Genomic DNA, 17,799 nt, shown 5'->3' on the forward strand with positions numbered 1-17,799 from the left:
GCTCATGCGATGTTACAGGTGTCTTATGTCTTGCAAATGCGGCAGTATTGTCGCCGCGGGCCGGATTCCGGCCCTGGAAGGGCGCGACAGCTGTTCCACAGATTCCGAGGAGTAGACACGTGATGACCCGTTCCATGCGCCGGACCCGGATACTGCGGCTGGCCGGCGTGGGAGCCGCCGCGGTGCTGGCCCTGAGCGCCTGCTCGTCCTCCGACGACTCCTCGAACACCAAGTCCGGCACGTCCGACTCGCCTTCCGCCGGCGCCGCCAAGCTGTCGGGCACGGTCACCGTGTTCGCCGCCGCCTCGCTCAAGGAGAGCTTCACGACCCTGGGCAAGGAGTTCGAGCGGCAGCACCCCGGCACGAAGGTCAGCTTCAACTTCGGCGGCAGCGACACCCTCGCCGCGAACATCACCGGAGGCGCCCCGGCGGACGTCTTCGCCGCGGCCAGCCCCAAGACGATGAAGATCGTGACGGCCAAGAGCGACGCCCTCGGCACCCCGGCCACGTTCGTCCGCAACCAGTTGGAGATCGCGACCCTCCCGGGCAACCCCGACAAGGTCTCCTCCCTGAAGGACCTCACCAAGTCCGGCCTCAAGGTTGTCCTGTGCGACAAGACAGTGCCCTGCGGCGCCGCCGCGCAGAAGGCGCTGGACGCCGGCAAGGTCAAGCTCACCCCGGTCTCCTACGAGCAGGACGTCAAGAGCGCCCTGACCAAGGTCGAGCTGAAGGAGGCCGACGCCGCGGTGGTCTACAAGACCGATGTGAAGGCCGCGGGTGGCAAGGTGGAGGGCGTGGAGTTCCCCGAGTCGACCCAGGCGATCAACGACTACCCGATCGCCCTGCTGAAGAACGCGCCCAACGCCCAGGCGGCCAAGGCCTTCATCGCTCTCGTGCAGTCCGCCGAGGGCCAGAAGGTGCTGACCGAGGCCGGCTTCCTCAAGCCGTGACCTCGCTCGACAAGCCCGGCGCCGCGGCCGGCCCCCGCACGGGTGGGCCGCGGCGCCGCCGTGTCCGCAGGAGCCGGCGCGGGGTGCCGCTGCCACTGCTCGTGCCGGGCGTGGTGGCCCTCGCCTTCCTGCTGCTCCCCCTGCTGGCCCTGCTGCTGCGCGCCCCCTGGCGCAGCCTCCCGGACCAGCTGACCAGCACCGAGGTGTGGCAGGCGCTCCAGCTGTCCCTGGTCAGCGCCACCGCGGCCACCGCGGTCAGCCTCGTCCTCGGGGTGCCGCTGGCCTGGCTGCTGGCCCGCACGGAGTTCCCCGGGCGCGGTCTCGTCCGTGCCCTGGTGACCCTGCCGCTGGTGCTGCCGCCGGTGGTCGGCGGTGTCGCGCTGCTGCTCGCCCTCGGTCGCAACGGGGTCGTCGGCCAGTGGCTGGACGCCTGGTTCGGGATCACCCTGCCGTTCACCACCACCGGGGTCGTGATCGCCGAGGCGTTCGTCGCGATGCCCTTCCTGGTCATCAGCGTCGAGGGCACCCTGCGGGCCGCCGACCCCCGCTTCGAGGAGGCGGCCACCACACTCGGCGCCTCCCGCTTCACCGCGTTCCGCCGGGTCACCCTGCCGCTCGTCGCCCCCGGCATCGCCGCGGGGGCCGTCCTGGCCTGGGCCCGCGCGCTCGGCGAGTTCGGCGCGACGATCACCTTCGCCGGCAACTTCCCCGGCCGTACCCAGACGATGCCCCTCGCGGTCTACCTCGCCCTGCAGAACGACCCCGAGGCCGCCATCGCGCTCAGCCTGATCCTTCTGGCCGTGTCGATCGCGGTGCTGGCGGGCTTGCGAGACCGTTGGATGACCACCTCATGACGAACTCCCGCCCCCCCGCCGCCGACGGCACCGAGTCGCTCCACGGGCGGCCCTCAGGCTCCGACGGCGCCGAACTCCCACAAGGGCCACCCGCACGGGGCGACGAAACCCGCACCGGTGCCGCGGGCGGGAAGCCCGAGCCTGCCGAGGGCCGGCCGTCCGCGGACGGCCTGGACGCGCACCTCGTCGTCGACCGCGCCGCCTTCCGCCTGGACATAGCCCTCACCGCCGCCCCCGGGGACGTCGTCGCGCTGCTGGGCCCCAACGGCGCCGGCAAGACCACCGCCCTGCGCGCCCTCGCCGGTCTCACACCGCTCAGCGACGGCCATCTCCACCTCGACGGCACCTCGCTGGAGCGCACCCCGCCGGAGTCCCGCCCGGTCGGCGTGGTCTTCCAGGACTACCTGCTCTTCCCGCACCTGTCCGCGCTGGACAACGTGGCCTTCGGACCGCGCTGCCAGGGCCTCGGCAAGACCGAGGCACGGGCCCAGGCAGCAACCTGGCTGGACCGGATGGGGCTCGCCGACCACGCCGGCGCCAAGCCCCGCCGCCTCTCCGGCGGCCAGGCCCAGCGCGTCGCGCTCGCCCGGGCGCTGGCCACCCGGCCCCGGCTGCTGCTCCTGGACGAGCCGCTCGCGGCCCTGGACGCCCGTACCCGCCTGGAGGTCCGCGCCCAACTGCGCCGCCACCTCGCCGAGTTCGAGGCGGTCGCCGTGCTGGTCACGCACGATCCGCTGGACGCCATGGTGCTCGCCGACCGGCTGGTGGTCGTCGAGCACGGCCGGATCGTGCAGGAGGGCTCCCCCTCGGACATCGCCCGCCGTCCGCGCACGGACTACATCGCCCAGCTCGTCGGCCTCAACCTCTACCGGGGACAGGCCGCGGGGCACACCGTGCGGCTCGACGCGGGGCCCTCGATCACGACCACGGAAGACCTGTCCGGACCAGTCTTCGTGGCCTTCCCGCCGGGCGCCGTCACGCTCTTCCGGGACCGGCCCACCGGCGCCAGCGCCCGCAACCTGTGGCGCTGCGAGGTCGCCGGCCTGGAGACGCACGGCGACCAGATCCGCGCCGACCTGACCGGTGAACTCCCGCTCGCCGCCGACCTCACCACGGTCGCGGCGGCCGAACTCGACCTGCACCCGGGCACATCGGTCTGGGCGACCGTGAAGGCGACGCAGACGCACGCATACCCGGCGTGACGACCCGCGCACACTACGGTGTGGAGCCATGACCCTGAGTATCCGCAACCAGCTTCCCGGCACCGTCACGGCGGTCCGCCCCGGCGAGGTCATGGCGACCGTCAAGGTCCGGCTGTCCGGCGGCCAGGACCTGACCGCCGCGATCACCCTGGAGGCCGTCCGGGACCTCGGTCTCGCCGAGGGCACCTCCGTGCGTGCTCTGGTGAAGTCGACCGAGGTGTCCCTGGCCACCCAGCCCCTGCAACACATCTCGATCCGCAACCAGCTGCCGGGCACCGTCAGCGAGGTCACCTCCGGCGCCGCCATGGCCACCGTCAAGGTGGCCGTCGACGGCGGCGTCCTCACCTCCTCCATCACCCACGAGTCCGCTGACGACCTGGGGCTGAAGGCCGGTGACCCGGTGGTGGCCCTGATCAAGTCGACCGAGGTGGCCCTGACGACCGCCTGACCAGCGGACTCCACCGAGGTCCAGCGCGGGTGCCCGGAGACGGCTGAGGCCCCGCCCGGGTGTCCGGGCGGGGCCTCAGAGTGCCGTCAGCAGGTCCGCGTGAGGGCGTACGACGTCACTCAGTCCTCGTACGCGTCCAGCGGCGGGCAGGAGCACACCAGGTTGCGGTCGCCGAAGGCCTGGTCGATGCGGCGCACCGGCGGCCAGTACTTGTCGGCGGCCGAGACACCGGCCGGGAAGACGGCCTCGTCGCGGCTGTAGGCGTGCTTCCACTCGCCTCCGAGCGCGCGAGCCGTGTGCGGGGCGTTGTACAGCGGGTTGTCCTCCGCCGGCCACTCGCCCGCGCCGACCTTCTCGATCTCCGCGCGGATGGCGATCATCGCGTCGCAGAACCGGTCCAGCTCGCCCAGGTCCTCGGACTCGGTCGGCTCGATCATCAGCGTGCCGGCCACCGGGAAGGACATGGTCGGCGCGTGGAAGCCGTAGTCGATCAGGCGCTTGGCCACGTCGTCCACGCTCACGCCGGTCGCCTTGGTCAGCGGGCGCAGGTCGATGATGCACTCGTGCGCGACCAGGTTGCCGGGGCCGGTGTAGAGCACCGGGAAGTGCGGCTCCAGGCGCTTGGCGATGTAGTTCGCGGAGAGCACGGCGACCTGCGTGGCCCGCTTGAGGCCCTCACCGCCCATAAGACGGACGTACGCCCAGGAGATGGGCAGGATGCCCGCGCTGCCCCAGGGCGCCGCCGAGATCGGGCCCACGCCCGTCTCCGGGCCGGCGGACGGCTGCAGCGGGTGGTTCGGCAGGTACGGCGCCAGGTGCGAGCGGACCGCGACCGGGCCGACGCCGGGGCCGCCGCCACCGTGCGGGATGCAGAACGTCTTGTGCAGGTTCAGGTGCGAGACGTCGCCGCCGAAGTGGCCGGGCTTGGCGAGGCCGACCAGGGCGTTGAGGTTGGCGCCGTCGACGTAGACCTGGCCGCCGGCCTCGTGGACCTGGGCGCAGATGTCGGCGACGTGCTCCTCGAAGACGCCGTGCGTCGACGGGTAGGTGATCATCAGGACCGCAAGCTCGTCGCGGTACTGCTCGATCTTCGCCCGCAGGTCCTCGACGTCGATCTCGCCGTCCTCGGCGGTCTTCACGACGACGACCTTCATGCCGGCCATCACGGCGCTGGCCGCGTTGGTGCCGTGCGCGGAGGACGGGATCAGGCACACGGTGCGCTGCTCGTCACCGTTGGCCCGGTGGTAGCCGCGTACGGCCAGCAGGCCGGCGAACTCGCCCTGGGAACCGGCGTTCGGCTGCAGCGAGACCTTGTCGTACCCGGTGACCTCGGCGAGACGTTCCTCCAGCTCGCGGATGAGGGTCAGGTAGCCCTCGGCCTGCTCGGCGGGCACGAACGGGTGCAGCTGGCCGAACTCGGGCCAGGTGACCGGCTCCATCTCGGTGGTCGCGTTGAGCTTCATGGTGCAGGAGCCCAGCGGGATCATGCCGCGGTCGAGCGCGTAGTCGCGATCGGCCAGCTTGCGCAGGTAGCGCAGCATCGCGGTCTCGGAGCGGTGCTCCTGGAAGACCGGGTGGGTCATGTAGTCGTCGGTGCGCAGGAGCGCCTCGGGCAGCGCCTCCGCGGCGCCCGCGTCGAGCGCCTCGACGTCGCCCTCGACACCGAAGGCGGCGAACACGGCGGCCAGCTGGGCGCGGTTGGTGGTCTCGTCGCAGGCCAGAGAGACGTGGTCGGCGTCGACGAGGTGCAGGTTCACCCCGTTCTCCAGGGCGGCGGCGACGACCTCGGCGGCCTGGCCGGGCACGCGCGCGGTGAGGGTGTCGAAGTAGGCGCCGTGGACGATCTCGACGCCGCCCGCCTTCAGACCCTCGGCGAGGAGGGTGGCGTAGCGGTGGGTGCGCCACGCGATGGTCCGCAGGCCCTCCGGGCCGTGGTAGACGGCGTACATGCCGGCCATGACGGCGAGCAGCACCTGCGCGGTGCAGATGTTGCTGGTGGCCTTCTCACGGCGGATGTGCTGCTCACGGGTCTGCAGCGCGAGACGGTAGGCCTTGTGGCCGTCGGCGTCGACGGAGACGCCCACGAGGCGGCCGGGCAGGCTGCGGGCGAACTTCTCGTGCACCGCCATGTAGCCCGCGTGCGGACCGCCGAAGCCCATCGGCACGCCGAAGCGCTGGGTCGTGCCGACCGCGATGTCCGCGCCCAGCTCGCCCGGCGAGGTCAGCAGGGTCAGCGCCAGCAGGTCGGCGGCGACCGTGACCAGGGCGCCGAGCTCGTGCGCCTGGGCGATGACCGGCTTGAGGTCGCGCACGGCACCGGAGGCGCCCGGGTACTGCAGGAGCACGCCGTTGATCTCACGGGCGGCGATGTCGGCCGGGATGCCCTCGCTGAGGTCGGCGACGACGACCTCGACACCGGTCGGCTCGGCACGCGTCTCTATGACGGCGACGGTCTGCGGCAGCGTGTCCGCGTCGACCAGGAACAGGCCCTTCTTGTTCTTGCCCATGCGCCGGGACAGCGCCATCGCCTCGGCGGCGGCCGTGCCCTCGTCGAGCAGGGAGGCACCGGAGGTCGGCAGGCCGGTGAGGTCGGCGACCGTCGTCTGGAAGTTCAGCAGGGCCTCCAGCCGGCCCTGGGAGATCTCCGGCTGGTACGGCGTGTAGGCCGTGTACCAGGCGGGGTTCTCCATGACGTTGCGCAGGATGACGGGCGGCGTGAAGGTCCCGTAGTAGCCGAGCCCGATCATCGAGCCGAGCACCTGGTTGCGGTCGGCGAGCGAGCGCAGCTCGGCGAGCACCTCGGCCTCGGTGCGGGCGCCCGGAAGGTCCAGGGCCTCGGCGTTCTTGATCACATCCGGGACCGCGGCGGCGGTCAGCTCGTCGAGCGAGCCGTAGCCGACGTGCGCGAGCATCTTGGCCCGCGCCTCCGGGTCGGGCCCGATGTGGCGCTGCTCGAAGGGGGTGCCCGCTTCGAGCTCGGAGAGCGGAATGCGATGGGCGGTCATGTGCGGAGGCCTCCTGGTCTGTGCGACCTGCGAGGGGCACCACGGCGCGGGTGCCCGGACGGCCTCCCCCTCTGTCATCTCAAACCTGAGAGCTTCACCGGGCACACTGAAGGCCCGGCTTTCACCGTCGGTGAGAGCGGGAGCCGTCGGCGCCCGCCCTGCTTTCCAGAGTGACCTCGTCCGTGCGGTACGGGGGCCTGAGAGATTCCGGGGAGGAGTTGCTCCTTCGGCGCCTCCGACTGCTCGGAGGACTCTCCCGCACGGGGTCAGCAGCCGTTGTCAGACTACCAGCGAGGTCAATGCTCGCGGCCTCGAGTGGCCGCCTCCCTGAATCTGCTCTTTTGTAGTGCTTACGGATGAGTTGCGACCAAGTGGAGGGAGAGGGACCGTGCAGACCGACATCGATCCGCGCAACCTGATCGGCCGCAAGGCGTTCGACCGCAATGGCACCAAGATAGGCACCATCGACGAGGTGTACCTCGACGACGCCACAGGTGTGCCGGAGTGGGCCGCCATACGCACCGGTCTGTTCTCCCGGGACGCCTTCGTCCCGCTGGAGCCCAGCGAGCTGATCGAGGGCACCCTCAGAGTCCCCTTCGACCGCGCGCTCATCAAGGACGCCCCCGACTTCGGCGTGGGCCGCCACCTCTCCCCCGAGCAGGAACTCCAGCTCTACCACCACTACGGCCTGGACGTGGGCGCCCCTCCCTCACCCCCGGACCACGACTTCGGCAAACTGGCCGGAACGGAGGAGAGCTGAGAACCGGAACGGAGCAGAGCTGACAAAGGCCTCCGGAACCTTGCCGACTCCGTTGGCCGCAGCCCCCCAAGGCGCGGGGAACCGCACGCCAGGCCCCCACGCACCCGCACCCGCACCCGGCTGCCGACCTTCACCCCCCTAAACATCCGTCTCCACCCCACCCCCCACCAGTGGCAGCGGATCCGCCCCCGCCAAGTCAGGATCGTCGACCCGAAACGTCCGTACACGCCCCGGCTCCGAGTCCGGCGTCTCGAACCGCACGGTGACCCGGCCCAGCCCGCTGCCCTGCACCCAGCCGTGCCCGTACTCGGCGTGCCGGACGTCGTGTCCGGCACTGTAGTGCCGCTCGGCGGGCTCCGGCGGCTCCTCCACCGGCTCCGGAGCCGCCTCCTCCGGCTCGGTGGGCCGCAGAGCGCCCGCCGTCTGCGCGAACAGGTCCTCCTGCGTGTAGTCGGCGAGCCCGGAGACGCCCACGCCGAGCAACCGCACCCCGCCCGTGGTGTCCACGGACTCCAGCAGCCGTGCGGCCGCCTCCCGGATCACCGCCGGGTCGTCCGTGGGGCCTCTGAGCGTCTCGGAGCGGGTCAGTGTCGAGAAGTCGTACCTCCGCACCTTCAGCACGATGGTGCGCCCGGACAGGCCCGCCCCGCGCAGCCGCCCCACGCACCGGTCGGCGAGCCGCTGCACCTCCATCCCGACCCGCAGCCGGTCGTGGATGTCCACGTCGTAGGTGTCCTCGACCGACACCGACTTGGCCTCCCGCTCGGCCACCACGGGCCGGTCGTCGCGCGCCAGCGCCATGGCGTACAGGGCGTGTCCGTGCGCCTTGCCGAGCATCCGGACCAGTTCGTCCTCGCCCGCCTCGGCCAGCTCCTCGACGGTGGTGATCCCGGCCCGCCGCAAGTGGTCCCCGGTGGCCGGCCCGACCCCCGGCAGGGTCCGCACCGACATCGGTCCGAGCAGGTCCCGCTCGGTCCCGGGCCGGATGAGCACGAGGCCGTCGGGCTTGGCCTCCTCCGAGGCGATCTTCGCGAGCATCTTGGAGGCGGCGAGCCCCACCGACCCCGTCAGCCCCGTGGCCGCCCGTATGTCCGCGCGCAGCTTGGTCCCGGCCAGCCGCGCCGACTCCTCGTCCCAGGCGGTTTCCCCGGCCTCCAGGTCCACGAACGCCTCGTCCAGGCTCAGCGGCTCCACCAGCGGCGACAGCGCGCTCAGCAGCGCCATCACCTGCTCGCTGACCGACCGGTAGAGGGCGAAGCGCGGCACCAGGTACGCGGCGTTCGGGGCCAGCCGGCGCGCCTGGGCCATGGGCATCGCCGAGTGGACACCGAAGACCCGCGCCTCGTACGACGCGGTGGCCACCACACCGCGTGGCCCGAGACCACCCACGATCACGGCTTTCCCGCGCAGGCTCGGCTTGGACGCCTGCTCCACCGAGGCGAAGAAGGCATCCATGTCGAGATGCAGGATCGTGGGCGCGTTTCTCACATATCCGATGCTGCACCACGCCACTGACAACACAGACCCGCTGACCACGCGGGCCCGCCGCCGACACATACCCACGGGCCATGCGGACCCGCTGCCCCTGTGGGTCGCTGCGGGGCGTCGTCGGACCGCGCTGTCAGACGGCCCGGTTGCGCCGTCTGGCCAGTTCGTCCGCGGGGTTCTGCCCGATGAGCGTCTCACCGGTGTCGATGCGCTCGCCGTGCAGCTGCGAGAGGGCGCTCTCCACGTCCCGCCACACCACACCGACGGCGATGCCGAAGATTCCCTGACCGCCCTGGAGCAGGGCATGCACCTCGTCCGGCGAGGTGCACTCGTAGACGGTCGCCCCGTCACTCATGAGGGTCATCCGCTCCAGGTCGCGGAATCCGCGTTCTCTGAGGTGCTGGACGGTCGTACGGATGTTCTGCAACGAGACACCCGTGTCCAGGAAGCGCTTGACGATCTTCAGAACGACGACGTCCCGGAAGCTGTACAGACGCTGCGTTCCCGACCCGTAGGCAGGCCGTACGCTGGGCTCGACCAGACCCGTGCGGGCCCAGTAGTCGAGCTGTCGGTAGGTGATGCCGGCCGCCGCGCAGGCCGTGGGACCGCGATAGCCGATCTGCTCGGATGTCATGGACGCCGCCCCTCCGCCGCTCGGCACCACCGTCGGCCGTTGCGGGGCATGATCGGCCGCGCCGGCGGGATGAGGGTACCCCCTGCTCGAACGCAGCTGAGAGCCTGAGGGAGGGTACGGACCGCTCTCCCCGAAACCGCGTCCCGGGGCACCCCCAGCCGTACCGTCGCCGCTGATGCTCACGCCGACCTCCGTCCTTGACCTGCCTTCTCGACGGTAGGCAGTCACCAGGGGCGCGTCAACGATCGCCACACTCGGCACGCCGAGTGATAATCACCCTAGGAGTGGTTTTCCGTGCCCCACCGCGGGAAAGGCTAGCCGAATGCCATGGCAGGGAGGCGTAGGACGCTCTCACGGGCCGCTGGCAATTGCCGTCGCACCGGCCCCCTGCCAAGCCGCCGACCGGCCGGTTCGAAACCCCGGCCCGCGCGGCCGGGGCCGCCTCACTGGCTGCTGGTGCCGAAGTCCTCGGGCGAAATCTGGTCGAGGAACTCGCGGAACTTCTCGACCTCGTCCTCCTGCTCGTCCGGAATCGCGATGCCGGCGTCGTCCAGCACCGTGTCACTGCCGTAGATCGGCGTTCCGGTGCGCAGGGCCAGCGCTATGGCGTCGGACGGACGGGCACTGACCTCGACCCCGCTGGCGAAGACCAGCTCGGCGTAGAAGACGCCCTCACGCAGATCCGTGATGCGCACTTCGGTCAGCTCCTGGCCGACGGCCTCCAGCACGTCCTTGAACAGATCGTGGGTCAGCGGTCGCGCGGGGGCCATGCCCTGCTGCGCGAAGGCGATCGCCGTCGCCTCCCCCGGCCCGATCCAGATGGGGAGGTAACGGTCGCCCCCCACTTCGCGCAGGAGCACGATCGGTTGGTTGGAGGGCATTTCCACCCGGACACCTACGACATCGAGCTCGTTCACACAGCAACCCTAGGCCGTGCTCGGGACGTTTGGGTAGTCGGGCCGGGAACAGGTGGCTGATCCGGCCCGCCGGCACACCTCGCTCCTCACGGCAACCGCACCCCGAGAGCGGTCTTCACCATCGCCGCGTGCAGCTTCACCGTGAGCGCCGCCAGTTCCTTCGTACGGGCCTCCGCGTGCGCCCTGGTCTGCGGGTTGCGGTGGCGCCGGAGGGGGGCCACCACCTGGTCCACGAGACCCGCCTCGCGGTCGGCGGCCGCCTTCATCACCCGAAGGTGCCGCGGCTCGATCCCGAACCGTCCCATTTCCGCCACCAGTGAGGCCACGGTGACGGCCTCGGCGTCGTACACCCCGTCCTCCAGGGGAACGACGAGTCCGTACGACTCCCACTCCTTGAGGTCACCCTCGTCGACACCGGCGGCCTCCAGCAGCTCGGCCCGGCCGACCCGGGCCACCGTGGGCCGCTCGGCCTCCTGCTCCATGTCCTCCCGCGTGCGCTGCCGTCCCACCACGGGGAGCTGGACGGCCTCACCGCGCTCCATGGCGTCCAGATGCTCCCGGATCACCTTGAGCGGCAGATAGTGGTCCCGCTGCATCCTCAGGACGTGACCGAGGCGCTCGACGTCCTCGGCGCTGAACTTGCGGTACCCCGAGGGGGTCCGCCGCGGCTCGATGAGCCCCTCCGACTCCAGGAAGCGGATCTTGGAGATGGTCACTTCGGGAAACTCGTCGCGCAGCACGTTCAGCACCGTGCCGATGCTCATCAGCCCACTGTCCGTGGCGGCGGTACCGCTTCCGGTACCGCCACTCGGTGTTTGAAGCATGGACCTTCCCTCTGGTCCCCCCGGACGGCGTCCGGGGGAGGTCAGATGCCCTGCCGGCTCGAGTAGAAGACCAGCCGGTACTTGCCGATCTGCACCTCGTCACCGTTGGACAGAGCGACCTGGTCGATCCGCTCGCGGTTGACATACGTGCCGTTCAGGCTGCCCACGTCCGCCACCGTGAAGCTGCCGTCGGGGGAACGCCGGAACTCCACGTGGCGGCGCGAGACCGTCACGTCGTCCAGGAAGATGTCGCTCTGCGGGTGACGGCCGGCCGTGGTCAGGTCACCGTCCAGCAGGAAGCGGCTGCCCGAGTTCGGCCCCCGGCGCACCACCAGGAGCGCCGAGCCCAGCGGCAGCGCGTCGACGGCCGCCTGCGCCTCGGGCGACAGCGTCGGCACAGGCGTCTGGCCGGTCACCTCCGCGTCGTAGGCCTCGATACCGGAGATGGAGATCGTGGACGTGGTCTCGGAGGCGCGCTCGGGCGCGACACCGGGACGCAGAGGGGCGCCGCAGTTCGAGCAGAAGCGGGCGTTCTCCGCGTTGCGGTTACCGCACCTCGTACACACCAGGACCGACATGGACGGATCCTCCTGCCGCGGAAGCCCCGCGGGGGCGTTGGACGCATACGGGTCGGAGGCAAACCCTCCACCCGCACTTGAGGTCGACGGTTGCCCGAAACCTATGCCGCCGGACTGGGCAGGGTCAACAGACGCCGCGCCCGAGCCGCCGGAAATGTCACCGCCCGGACCAGCGACCTGGTCCCGGAACAGCGGGCGCTGGCCCTCCGCGTCAGGCTGTGCGCGGTGGCGGGCCGTCGCGTTGTCGCCACCCTCTCGCGCACTCTTGCCGAACAACTTCGCAAACAACTTCACGGGCGATTCCCCTTGACCGAAACAGACCCGCCCGTGGGGCAGGACGAACCCTGATTGCCGACACCGGTCGACCCGGACATCCTCACAACGTCCGTTTCCACCAAACAGTTTCCACCACGCACCTCCCCATCGGTGCGCCGACCCCCCGCAACCTCATGCCCCTGCTGCACGTGCCCCATGCACCGCCGGTTCACCGTGAGGACGACCGAGCGTAGTCAGGCTGCTTCGCCTCCCGCAAGGCATCCACGACGATCACGCTCGACCGCTCGACCGTCACCGTGGCCTGCTCCTTCTCCAGAGTCTGCACCACGCCTCCCGGGATGTTCAGCGCCGGCTCGAGGTCCTGCGGCTTGCCGATGACCTGAAAACGAAAGGGGGCGTTGATCTTGTTCCCGTCGACGCTCACGTTCTTGCCGGAGTCCGTCAGGTAGGTGTTCGCGACGACGCGCACACCGTTGATCTGGATCGCCTCCGCACCGGCCGCACGCAACTCCTGGATCGCGTCGAGCAGCATGTCCGCTTTGACCGCCCCCTTCGTGTCCTCGACCGTCACCGTGATGCCGGGACCCTGCGCCGCCACGGTGCCCGCCAGAATGCCGAGTTGCTTCTCCTTCTCGGCCGTCTGCTTGCGGGCCTCCGCGGCCTGGTCGGAGCTGCTCTGCAGTTCCTGGCGCTGTTTTTCGAGTGCCTGCTTCTCGTCCTCAAGACGCTGAGTACGGTCGTCGAGTTCATCGAGGATGCGAACAAGATCTTCCTGACGGGCGCCGCGCAGCGCGCTGTCGCTGTCACTGTTCGACGCCACCTGCACCGCGAGCCCGAAGCCGAGCCCGAACAGCAGCATCGCGACGATGAGTTGGGCCCGCGTGAGCCGCGGCGGCCACAGTCCCTTGATCAGCCGCTGGCGCCCGGTGAGCTGCGGCTCGGCGTTCTCGTCACGGGCGGGCTCGGCCTCGGGGCCCGATGCCGACACCTCGGCGGGCAGTTCCCTGCGCAGCCTGTGCTCATTCTGGTCGCTCATCGGTGTCACGCCCGGAACACGTGCCGACGGATGGCCGCGGCGTTGGAGAAGATCCGGATACCGAGGACCACCACGACACCGGTGGACAACTGCGCGCCCACGCCCAACTCGTCGCCGAGGAACACGATCAGTGCGGCCACGACCACGTTCGACAGGAACGACACCACGAAGACCTTGTCGTCGAAGATCCCGTCCAGCATGGCCCGCAGACCGCCGAAGACGGCGTCCAACGCCGCCACGACGGCGATCGGCAGATACGGCTCGACGACCGCCGGGACCTCGGGCCGGACCAACAGGCCGGCCACGACTCCCACGACGAGGCCCAGTACGGCGATCACGATGTGCCCTTCTCAGTCTTCTCGGAGTTCGGCTGTGCTGTACGTACGATCACGCTCGGTGCCGCGGGCAACCGGACGTCGCTCTCCGTGGCGATGGTGGCGCGGATACCGAAGTTTTCCTCCAGGGCGTGCAGGTACAGCCCGTCGGCGCTGTCCTGGAACCTGGTGCCCAGCCGTTCCCCGTCCCCCACCGCCAGCACCGTGTACGGCGGCACCAGCGGCTTGTTGTCGACCAGTATCGCGTCACCCGCGGCCCTGATCGCGGACAGGGCGGTCAACCGCTGCCCGTTGACGGAGACCGCCTCGGCGCCCGACGCCCACAGCCCGTTGACCACGCGCTGCATGTCCCGGTCACGCACCCGCCCGGTGTCGGAGAACCCCGAGGTCTCGCGCGGATTGGTGCCGTCACCACCGGTGCTGGCCTCCTTGGCGTCGTTCACCACCAGCTTCACCCCGGGCCCGTGCACCGCCGTGGCACCGGAAAGGACCCCCACCAGCTCCGCCCCGGTGTCGCCGCCGCTGTCGCGCAGCGCCTCCCGCTGCCGCGCACCCACGTCGTCACGCAGCTTGTCGACATCGCCCTCGAGCTTGTCCGCGGCGGCGGTCCCCCGGTCGATCCGGTCGATCAGTTCCTGGCGCTCCTTGGCCACCACCGGCGCCGCCACGCGCGCCTGCGCCGCGCCGACGGTCACCACGAGCGCCGCCAGGACCAGCCCGCCCGCCAGACCCAGCTTCGCCCGAAGGGTCTTCGGCAGCCCGCCCCCGCCCTGCGACTCCTTGCGGGCGGCGGCCTCGGCATACCCGTCGTCGAGGCTGTGGTCCATCACGTTGGTGATCAACGACATGGACGCGTCCGGGCGTGGCGGCCGCCCGGGGCTGCTCCGAACGGGGGGTTGCTGCGGCATGCCGCACATCGTCGCATGTCGCGACCAGTACCTCCGAACGGCCCCACCGGCGTGCCGGACAGGCCCCCTTAGAGTGACACTTGTCCGGCACGCGCGCGTGCAGTGGATTTGCCGCCCCGGGCTATGCAATCACCCGTTCGGCACAGTGCTCGGCGCCGCCCGTTCTACCGTCCGGCACTGTCCACGACGGCCGCCCATTCGTCCAGCAGGGCCTGCGCGGAGGCGTCGTCAGGCCCCTCCGCCCACAGGTGCGTGACCGCCTCGGCCGGGTCGGGCAGCACCATCACCCAGCGACCGTCGGTCTCCACGACCCGCACACCGTCCGTCGTGTCGACAAAGCGATCCCCGGCCGCCTCGACGACGCGCCGCATCACCAGACCCTTGACGGCCCAGGGTGTCGCCAAGTCCCGCTTGAGGACATGGGCCCGCGGAATCCGCGCGTCGATCTGGCTCAGCGTGAGCTGCGTCCGCGCCACCAGCCCGATCAGCCGCACGAACGCCGCCGTGCCGTCGTAGACGCTGCTGAACTCGGGGACGATGAACCCGCCCTTGCCGTCACCGCCGAAAATGGTGCCCTCTTCGCCGCCCACGCGCGTGAGGTCGTCGGGAGACGTGGTCGTCCACTCGACCTGCGTGCCGTGGTACGCGGCCACCTGCTCGGCGATCCTGGTCGTGGTCACCGGCAGCGCCACCCGGCCGCTGCGTCGCTCGGCCGCGACCAGGTCCAGCATCACCAGCAGCGCCCGGTCGTCCTCGATGATCCGGCCCTTCTCGTCCACGAGCGACAGCCGCTCGCCCACGGGGTCGAACCGGACACCGAACGCCGCCCCGGAGGACGCCACGATCTCACCGAGCCGTATCAGCCCGTTGCGCCGTATCTCGGCCGTCTCCGTGGGCCTGGACTCGTCGAGACCGGGGTTGATGGTCAGCGAGTCCACACCGAGCTTGCCGAGCAGGCTCGGCAGGACGAGGCCGGCGCTGCCGTTGGACGCGTCCACGACGACCTTCATGCCGGACTCGGCGATCCCGGTCGTGTCGACGTTCCGCAGCAGGGAGCCGGTGTACGAGTCGAACACGCTCGACGGGAAGTACAGGTCGCCGATCTCGCCCGGGAACGCGCGCCGGTACTCCTGCCGAGAGAACACCCGGTCGAGCTTGCGCTGGCTGCCCTGCGACAGGTCCGCTCCCTGCCCGTCGAAGAACATGATGTCGACGGAGTCCGGGACACCCGGCGAGGTCCGGATCATGATGCCGCCGGCGCTGCCGCGCGAGGTCTGCTGACGTGCCACGGGCAGCGGCACGTTCTCCAGGTCGCGTACGTCGATGGCGCTCGCCTGGAGCGCGGAGATGACCGCCCGCTTGAGCGCACGAGCACCTCGGGAGTGGTCACGGGCCGTGGTGACCGTGGCCCCCTTCTTCAGCGTGGTGGCGTACGCACCCGCCAGTCGCACGGCCAGCTCCGGCGTGATCTCCACGTTCAGGATCCCGGACACACCGCGGGCACCGAAGAGGTGCGCCTGCCCCCTGGACTCCCAGATGACCGAGGTGTTGACGAAAGCGCCGGCCTCGATGGTCTTGAACGGGTAGACTCGGACATTGCCCTGAACGATCGATTCTTCACCGATCAGGCATTCGTCACCGATGACCGCGCCGTCCTCGATCCGGGCGGCCCGCATGATGTCGGTGTTCTTCCCGACGACGCAGCCACGCAGATTGCTGTGCTGCCCGACGTACACGTTGTCGTGCACGACGGCCTTGTGCAAGAAGGCACCGCTCTTGACGACCACATTGGATCCGACGACGGTGTGCTCGCGGATTTCCGCGCCGGCTTCGACCTTGGCGTAGTCGCCGATGTACAGCGGTCCGCGCAGTACCGCGTCCGGATGCACCTCGGCGCCCTCGGCGACCCAGACGCCCGGGGAGATCTCGAATCCGTCGATGTCGACGTTGACCTTGCCCTCGAGCACGTCGGCCTGGGCCTTCACGTAGCTCTCGTGGGTGCCGACGTCCTCCCAGTAGCCCTCGGCGATAAAGCCGTAGATCGGCTTGCCCTCCTTCATGAGCTGCGGGAAGACGTCGCCGGACCAGTCGACGGGAACGTCGGGGTCGACGTAGTTGAAGACTTCGGGCTCCATGACATAGATGCCCGTGTTCACCGTGTCGGAGAAGACCTGCCCCCAGGTCGGCTTCTCGAGGAAGCGCTCGACCTTTCCCTCTTCGTCGACGATGGTGATGCCGAACTCCAGCGGATTGGGCACCCGGGTCAGGCAGACCGTGACCAGAGCGCCCTTCTCCTTGTGGAAATTGATGAGCTCCGTGAGGTCGAAGTCGGTCAGGGCATCGCCGGAGATGACGAGGAAAGCATCGTCCTTCAACGCCTCTTCGGCGTTCTTGACGCTTCCAGCGGTACCGAGTGGCTTCTCCTCATTGGCATAGGTGAGCTCCATTCCGAGCTCCTCGCCGTCACCGAAGTAGTTCTTGACGAGCGATGCCAGGAACTGCACGGTGACAACGGTCTCGGTCAACCCGTGCCTTTTGAGCAGCCGCAGCACGTGCTCCATGATCGGGCGGTTCGCCACGGGCAGGAGCGGTTTGGGCATGCTCGAGGTCATAGGGCGCAGGCGTGTGCCTTCGCCCCCAGCCATCACGACGGCCTTCATGTCGGAAGCGTCCTCCTCAGAGACGACGGTCCAGCCGACTTCACCCGTCCAGATTGTCCCGCACTTTTCCCCCGCGGGCCATCGAAGCACTACGTCCGGACAACCGCCGAGCTCAATCGGCCATGGCGTCCGCGCGCACCAGACGGCGGACTTGTACTACATAGAGCACTCCTGCCCACCAATAGAGCGTCGTACCCCAACCTGCGAACGCCCATCCGAAAACAGCAGCAAGTGACGCGATCCAACCACTTCCGTCACTGAGCAACAACAACGGGAACGCATACATCAGGTTGAACGTGGCTGCCTTCCCCAGGAAGTTCACCTGCGGCGGCGGATAGCCGTGACGCCTGAGGATGCCCACCATCACCAGGAGAACCAGCTCGCGCAGCAACAGGAGGGCGGTCAGCCAGATCGGCAGGATCTCCCGCCAGGTGAGGCCCAGCAGGGTGGAAAGCACGTAGAGGCGGTCGGCAGCGGGATCGAGCAGCCGGCCGAGGCTGCTGATCTGATTCCAGCGCCGGGCGAGCTTGCCGTCCAGATAGTCACTGACGCCACTGAGCGCGAGTACCAGGAGAGCCCAGCCGTCGCTGTTCGGACCCCCGAACTCCGGCCTCAGAATCAGCCACAGGAAGAGGGGTACGCCGACGAGCCGCGCCATGCTGAGGATGTTGGGGATGGTGAGGACCCGGTCTGTCTGGACACGGGTCTCCTGGACCTCCACCCGGGGGCCTCCTGTTGCGAAACGAACCAACGATGCCCCCTGACCCTACCTCAACGCAAAAAAGCTCCGGCTCCTGGGCGGTATGCCCAAGAGCCGGAGCTTGAAAGGTAGTTCGGCGGCGTCCTACTCTCCCACAGGGTCCCCCCTGCAGTACCATCGGCGCTGTGAGGCTTAGCTTCCGGGTTCGGAATGTAACCGGGCGT

General features: G+C 69.8%; 15 protein-coding genes, 1 rRNA gene, 1 pseudogene and 1 riboswitch. Of the genes and pseudogenes, 5 read left to right on the top strand and 12 right to left on the bottom strand.

Annotation, left to right across the window (positions count from 1 at the left end):
* Nucleotides 1-122: 122 nt before the first annotated feature.
* From modA to ACWD5D_RS43235, 4 genes are read left to right on the top strand one after another with little or no spacing between them, the layout of a single operon-like run.
* A complete protein-coding gene (modA, locus tag ACWD5D_RS43220) occupies nt 123-950 on the top strand; it encodes a molybdate ABC transporter substrate-binding protein (protein ID WP_451378252.1) in 828 nt (275 codons plus the stop codon).
* Entirely contained in the window at nt 947-1,804 is an 858-nt protein-coding gene (gene modB, locus ACWD5D_RS43225) for a molybdate ABC transporter permease subunit (RefSeq protein WP_451378253.1), read from the top strand. Before modA ends, modB begins: the two co-directional genes overlap by 4 nt.
* Nucleotides 1,801-3,006 carry an ABC transporter ATP-binding protein gene (locus ACWD5D_RS43230; protein ID WP_451378254.1) on the top strand — a complete coding sequence of 402 codons (1,206 nt, stop codon included), beginning with the start codon at nt 1,801-1,803 and terminating at the stop codon, nt 3,004-3,006. Before modB ends, ACWD5D_RS43230 begins: the two co-directional genes overlap by 4 nt.
* Nucleotides 3,007-3,034: 28 nt before the next feature.
* Nucleotides 3,035-3,454, top strand: a complete 420-nt coding sequence (locus ACWD5D_RS43235; protein ID WP_451378255.1) for a TOBE domain-containing protein — start codon at nt 3,035-3,037, stop codon at nt 3,452-3,454.
* A gap of 119 nt (nt 3,455-3,573) precedes the next feature.
* Here ACWD5D_RS43235 and gcvP read toward each other — a convergent pair whose 3' ends face one another.
* The gene (gcvP, locus tag ACWD5D_RS43240) at nt 3,574-6,459 is read right to left on the bottom strand and encodes an aminomethyl-transferring glycine dehydrogenase (RefSeq protein WP_451378256.1); all 2,886 of its coding nucleotides are present in this window, start codon (nt 6,457-6,459) and stop codon (nt 3,574-3,576) included.
* A gap of 175 nt (nt 6,460-6,634) precedes the next feature.
* Nucleotides 6,635-6,728, bottom strand: a riboswitch (glycine riboswitch).
* 119 nt (nt 6,729-6,847) lie between these two features.
* Between gcvP and ACWD5D_RS43245 the strand changes: the two genes are divergently transcribed.
* Nucleotides 6,848-7,219 carry a PRC-barrel domain-containing protein gene (locus tag ACWD5D_RS43245; protein WP_451378257.1) on the top strand — a complete coding sequence of 124 codons (372 nt, stop codon included), beginning with the start codon at nt 6,848-6,850 and terminating at the stop codon, nt 7,217-7,219.
* Here the strand turns inward: ACWD5D_RS43245 and ACWD5D_RS43250 are convergent.
* From ACWD5D_RS43250 to rrf, 11 genes and pseudogenes are all read right to left on the bottom strand, one after another.
* Nucleotides 7,141-8,707 (bottom strand): annotated as a pseudogene (locus ACWD5D_RS43250) (DNA polymerase IV). The gene ACWD5D_RS43245 and the pseudogene ACWD5D_RS43250 overlap by 79 nt on opposite strands.
* Nucleotides 8,708-8,840: 133 nt before the next feature.
* A complete protein-coding gene (locus ACWD5D_RS43255; protein ID WP_451378258.1) occupies nt 8,841-9,524 on the bottom strand; it encodes a MerR family transcriptional regulator in 684 nt (227 codons plus the stop codon).
* Nucleotides 9,525-9,784: 260 nt separating this feature from the next.
* Nucleotides 9,785-10,258, bottom strand: coding sequence for a bifunctional nuclease family protein (locus ACWD5D_RS43260; protein ID WP_026253112.1), 474 nt, complete (start codon nt 10,256-10,258; stop codon nt 9,785-9,787).
* Between the two features lie 86 nt (nt 10,259-10,344).
* Complete coding sequence (ftsR, locus tag ACWD5D_RS43265; protein WP_451378259.1) at nt 10,345-11,082, bottom strand: transcriptional regulator FtsR; 738 nt, start codon at nt 11,080-11,082, stop codon at nt 10,345-10,347.
* Between the two features lie 41 nt (nt 11,083-11,123).
* Nucleotides 11,124-11,954: an FHA domain-containing protein gene (locus ACWD5D_RS43270; RefSeq protein WP_451378260.1), complete on the bottom strand. Its 831-nt coding sequence runs from the start codon at nt 11,952-11,954 to the stop codon at nt 11,124-11,126.
* Nucleotides 11,955-12,144: 190 nt separating this feature from the next.
* Entirely contained in the window at nt 12,145-12,972 is an 828-nt protein-coding gene (locus ACWD5D_RS43275; RefSeq protein WP_451378261.1) for a DUF881 domain-containing protein, read from the bottom strand.
* A 5-nt stretch (nt 12,973-12,977) separates the two neighbouring features.
* Entirely contained in the window at nt 12,978-13,310 is a 333-nt protein-coding gene (locus ACWD5D_RS43280) for a small basic family protein (protein WP_030808725.1), read from the bottom strand.
* A complete protein-coding gene (locus ACWD5D_RS43285; protein WP_451378262.1) occupies nt 13,307-14,224 on the bottom strand; it encodes a DUF881 domain-containing protein in 918 nt (305 codons plus the stop codon). Before ACWD5D_RS43285 ends, ACWD5D_RS43280 begins: the two co-directional genes overlap by 4 nt.
* 155 nt (nt 14,225-14,379) lie before the next feature.
* Nucleotides 14,380-16,875 (bottom strand): sugar phosphate nucleotidyltransferase, encoded by a 2,496-nt coding sequence (locus tag ACWD5D_RS43290; RefSeq protein WP_451378263.1) that lies wholly within the window; start codon nt 16,873-16,875, stop codon nt 14,380-14,382.
* Between the two features lie 112 nt (nt 16,876-16,987).
* On the bottom strand, nt 16,988-17,596 hold the full coding sequence (locus tag ACWD5D_RS43295; protein WP_451378264.1) for a CDP-alcohol phosphatidyltransferase family protein: 609 nt from the start codon (nt 17,594-17,596) through the stop codon (nt 16,988-16,990).
* A 110-nt stretch (nt 17,597-17,706) separates the two neighbouring features.
* Nucleotides 17,707-17,799: ribosomal RNA gene (gene rrf, locus ACWD5D_RS43300) — 5S ribosomal RNA — on the bottom strand; the annotation flags it as partial.

It is taken from the genome of Streptomyces sp. NPDC002520 (assembly GCF_053595235.1).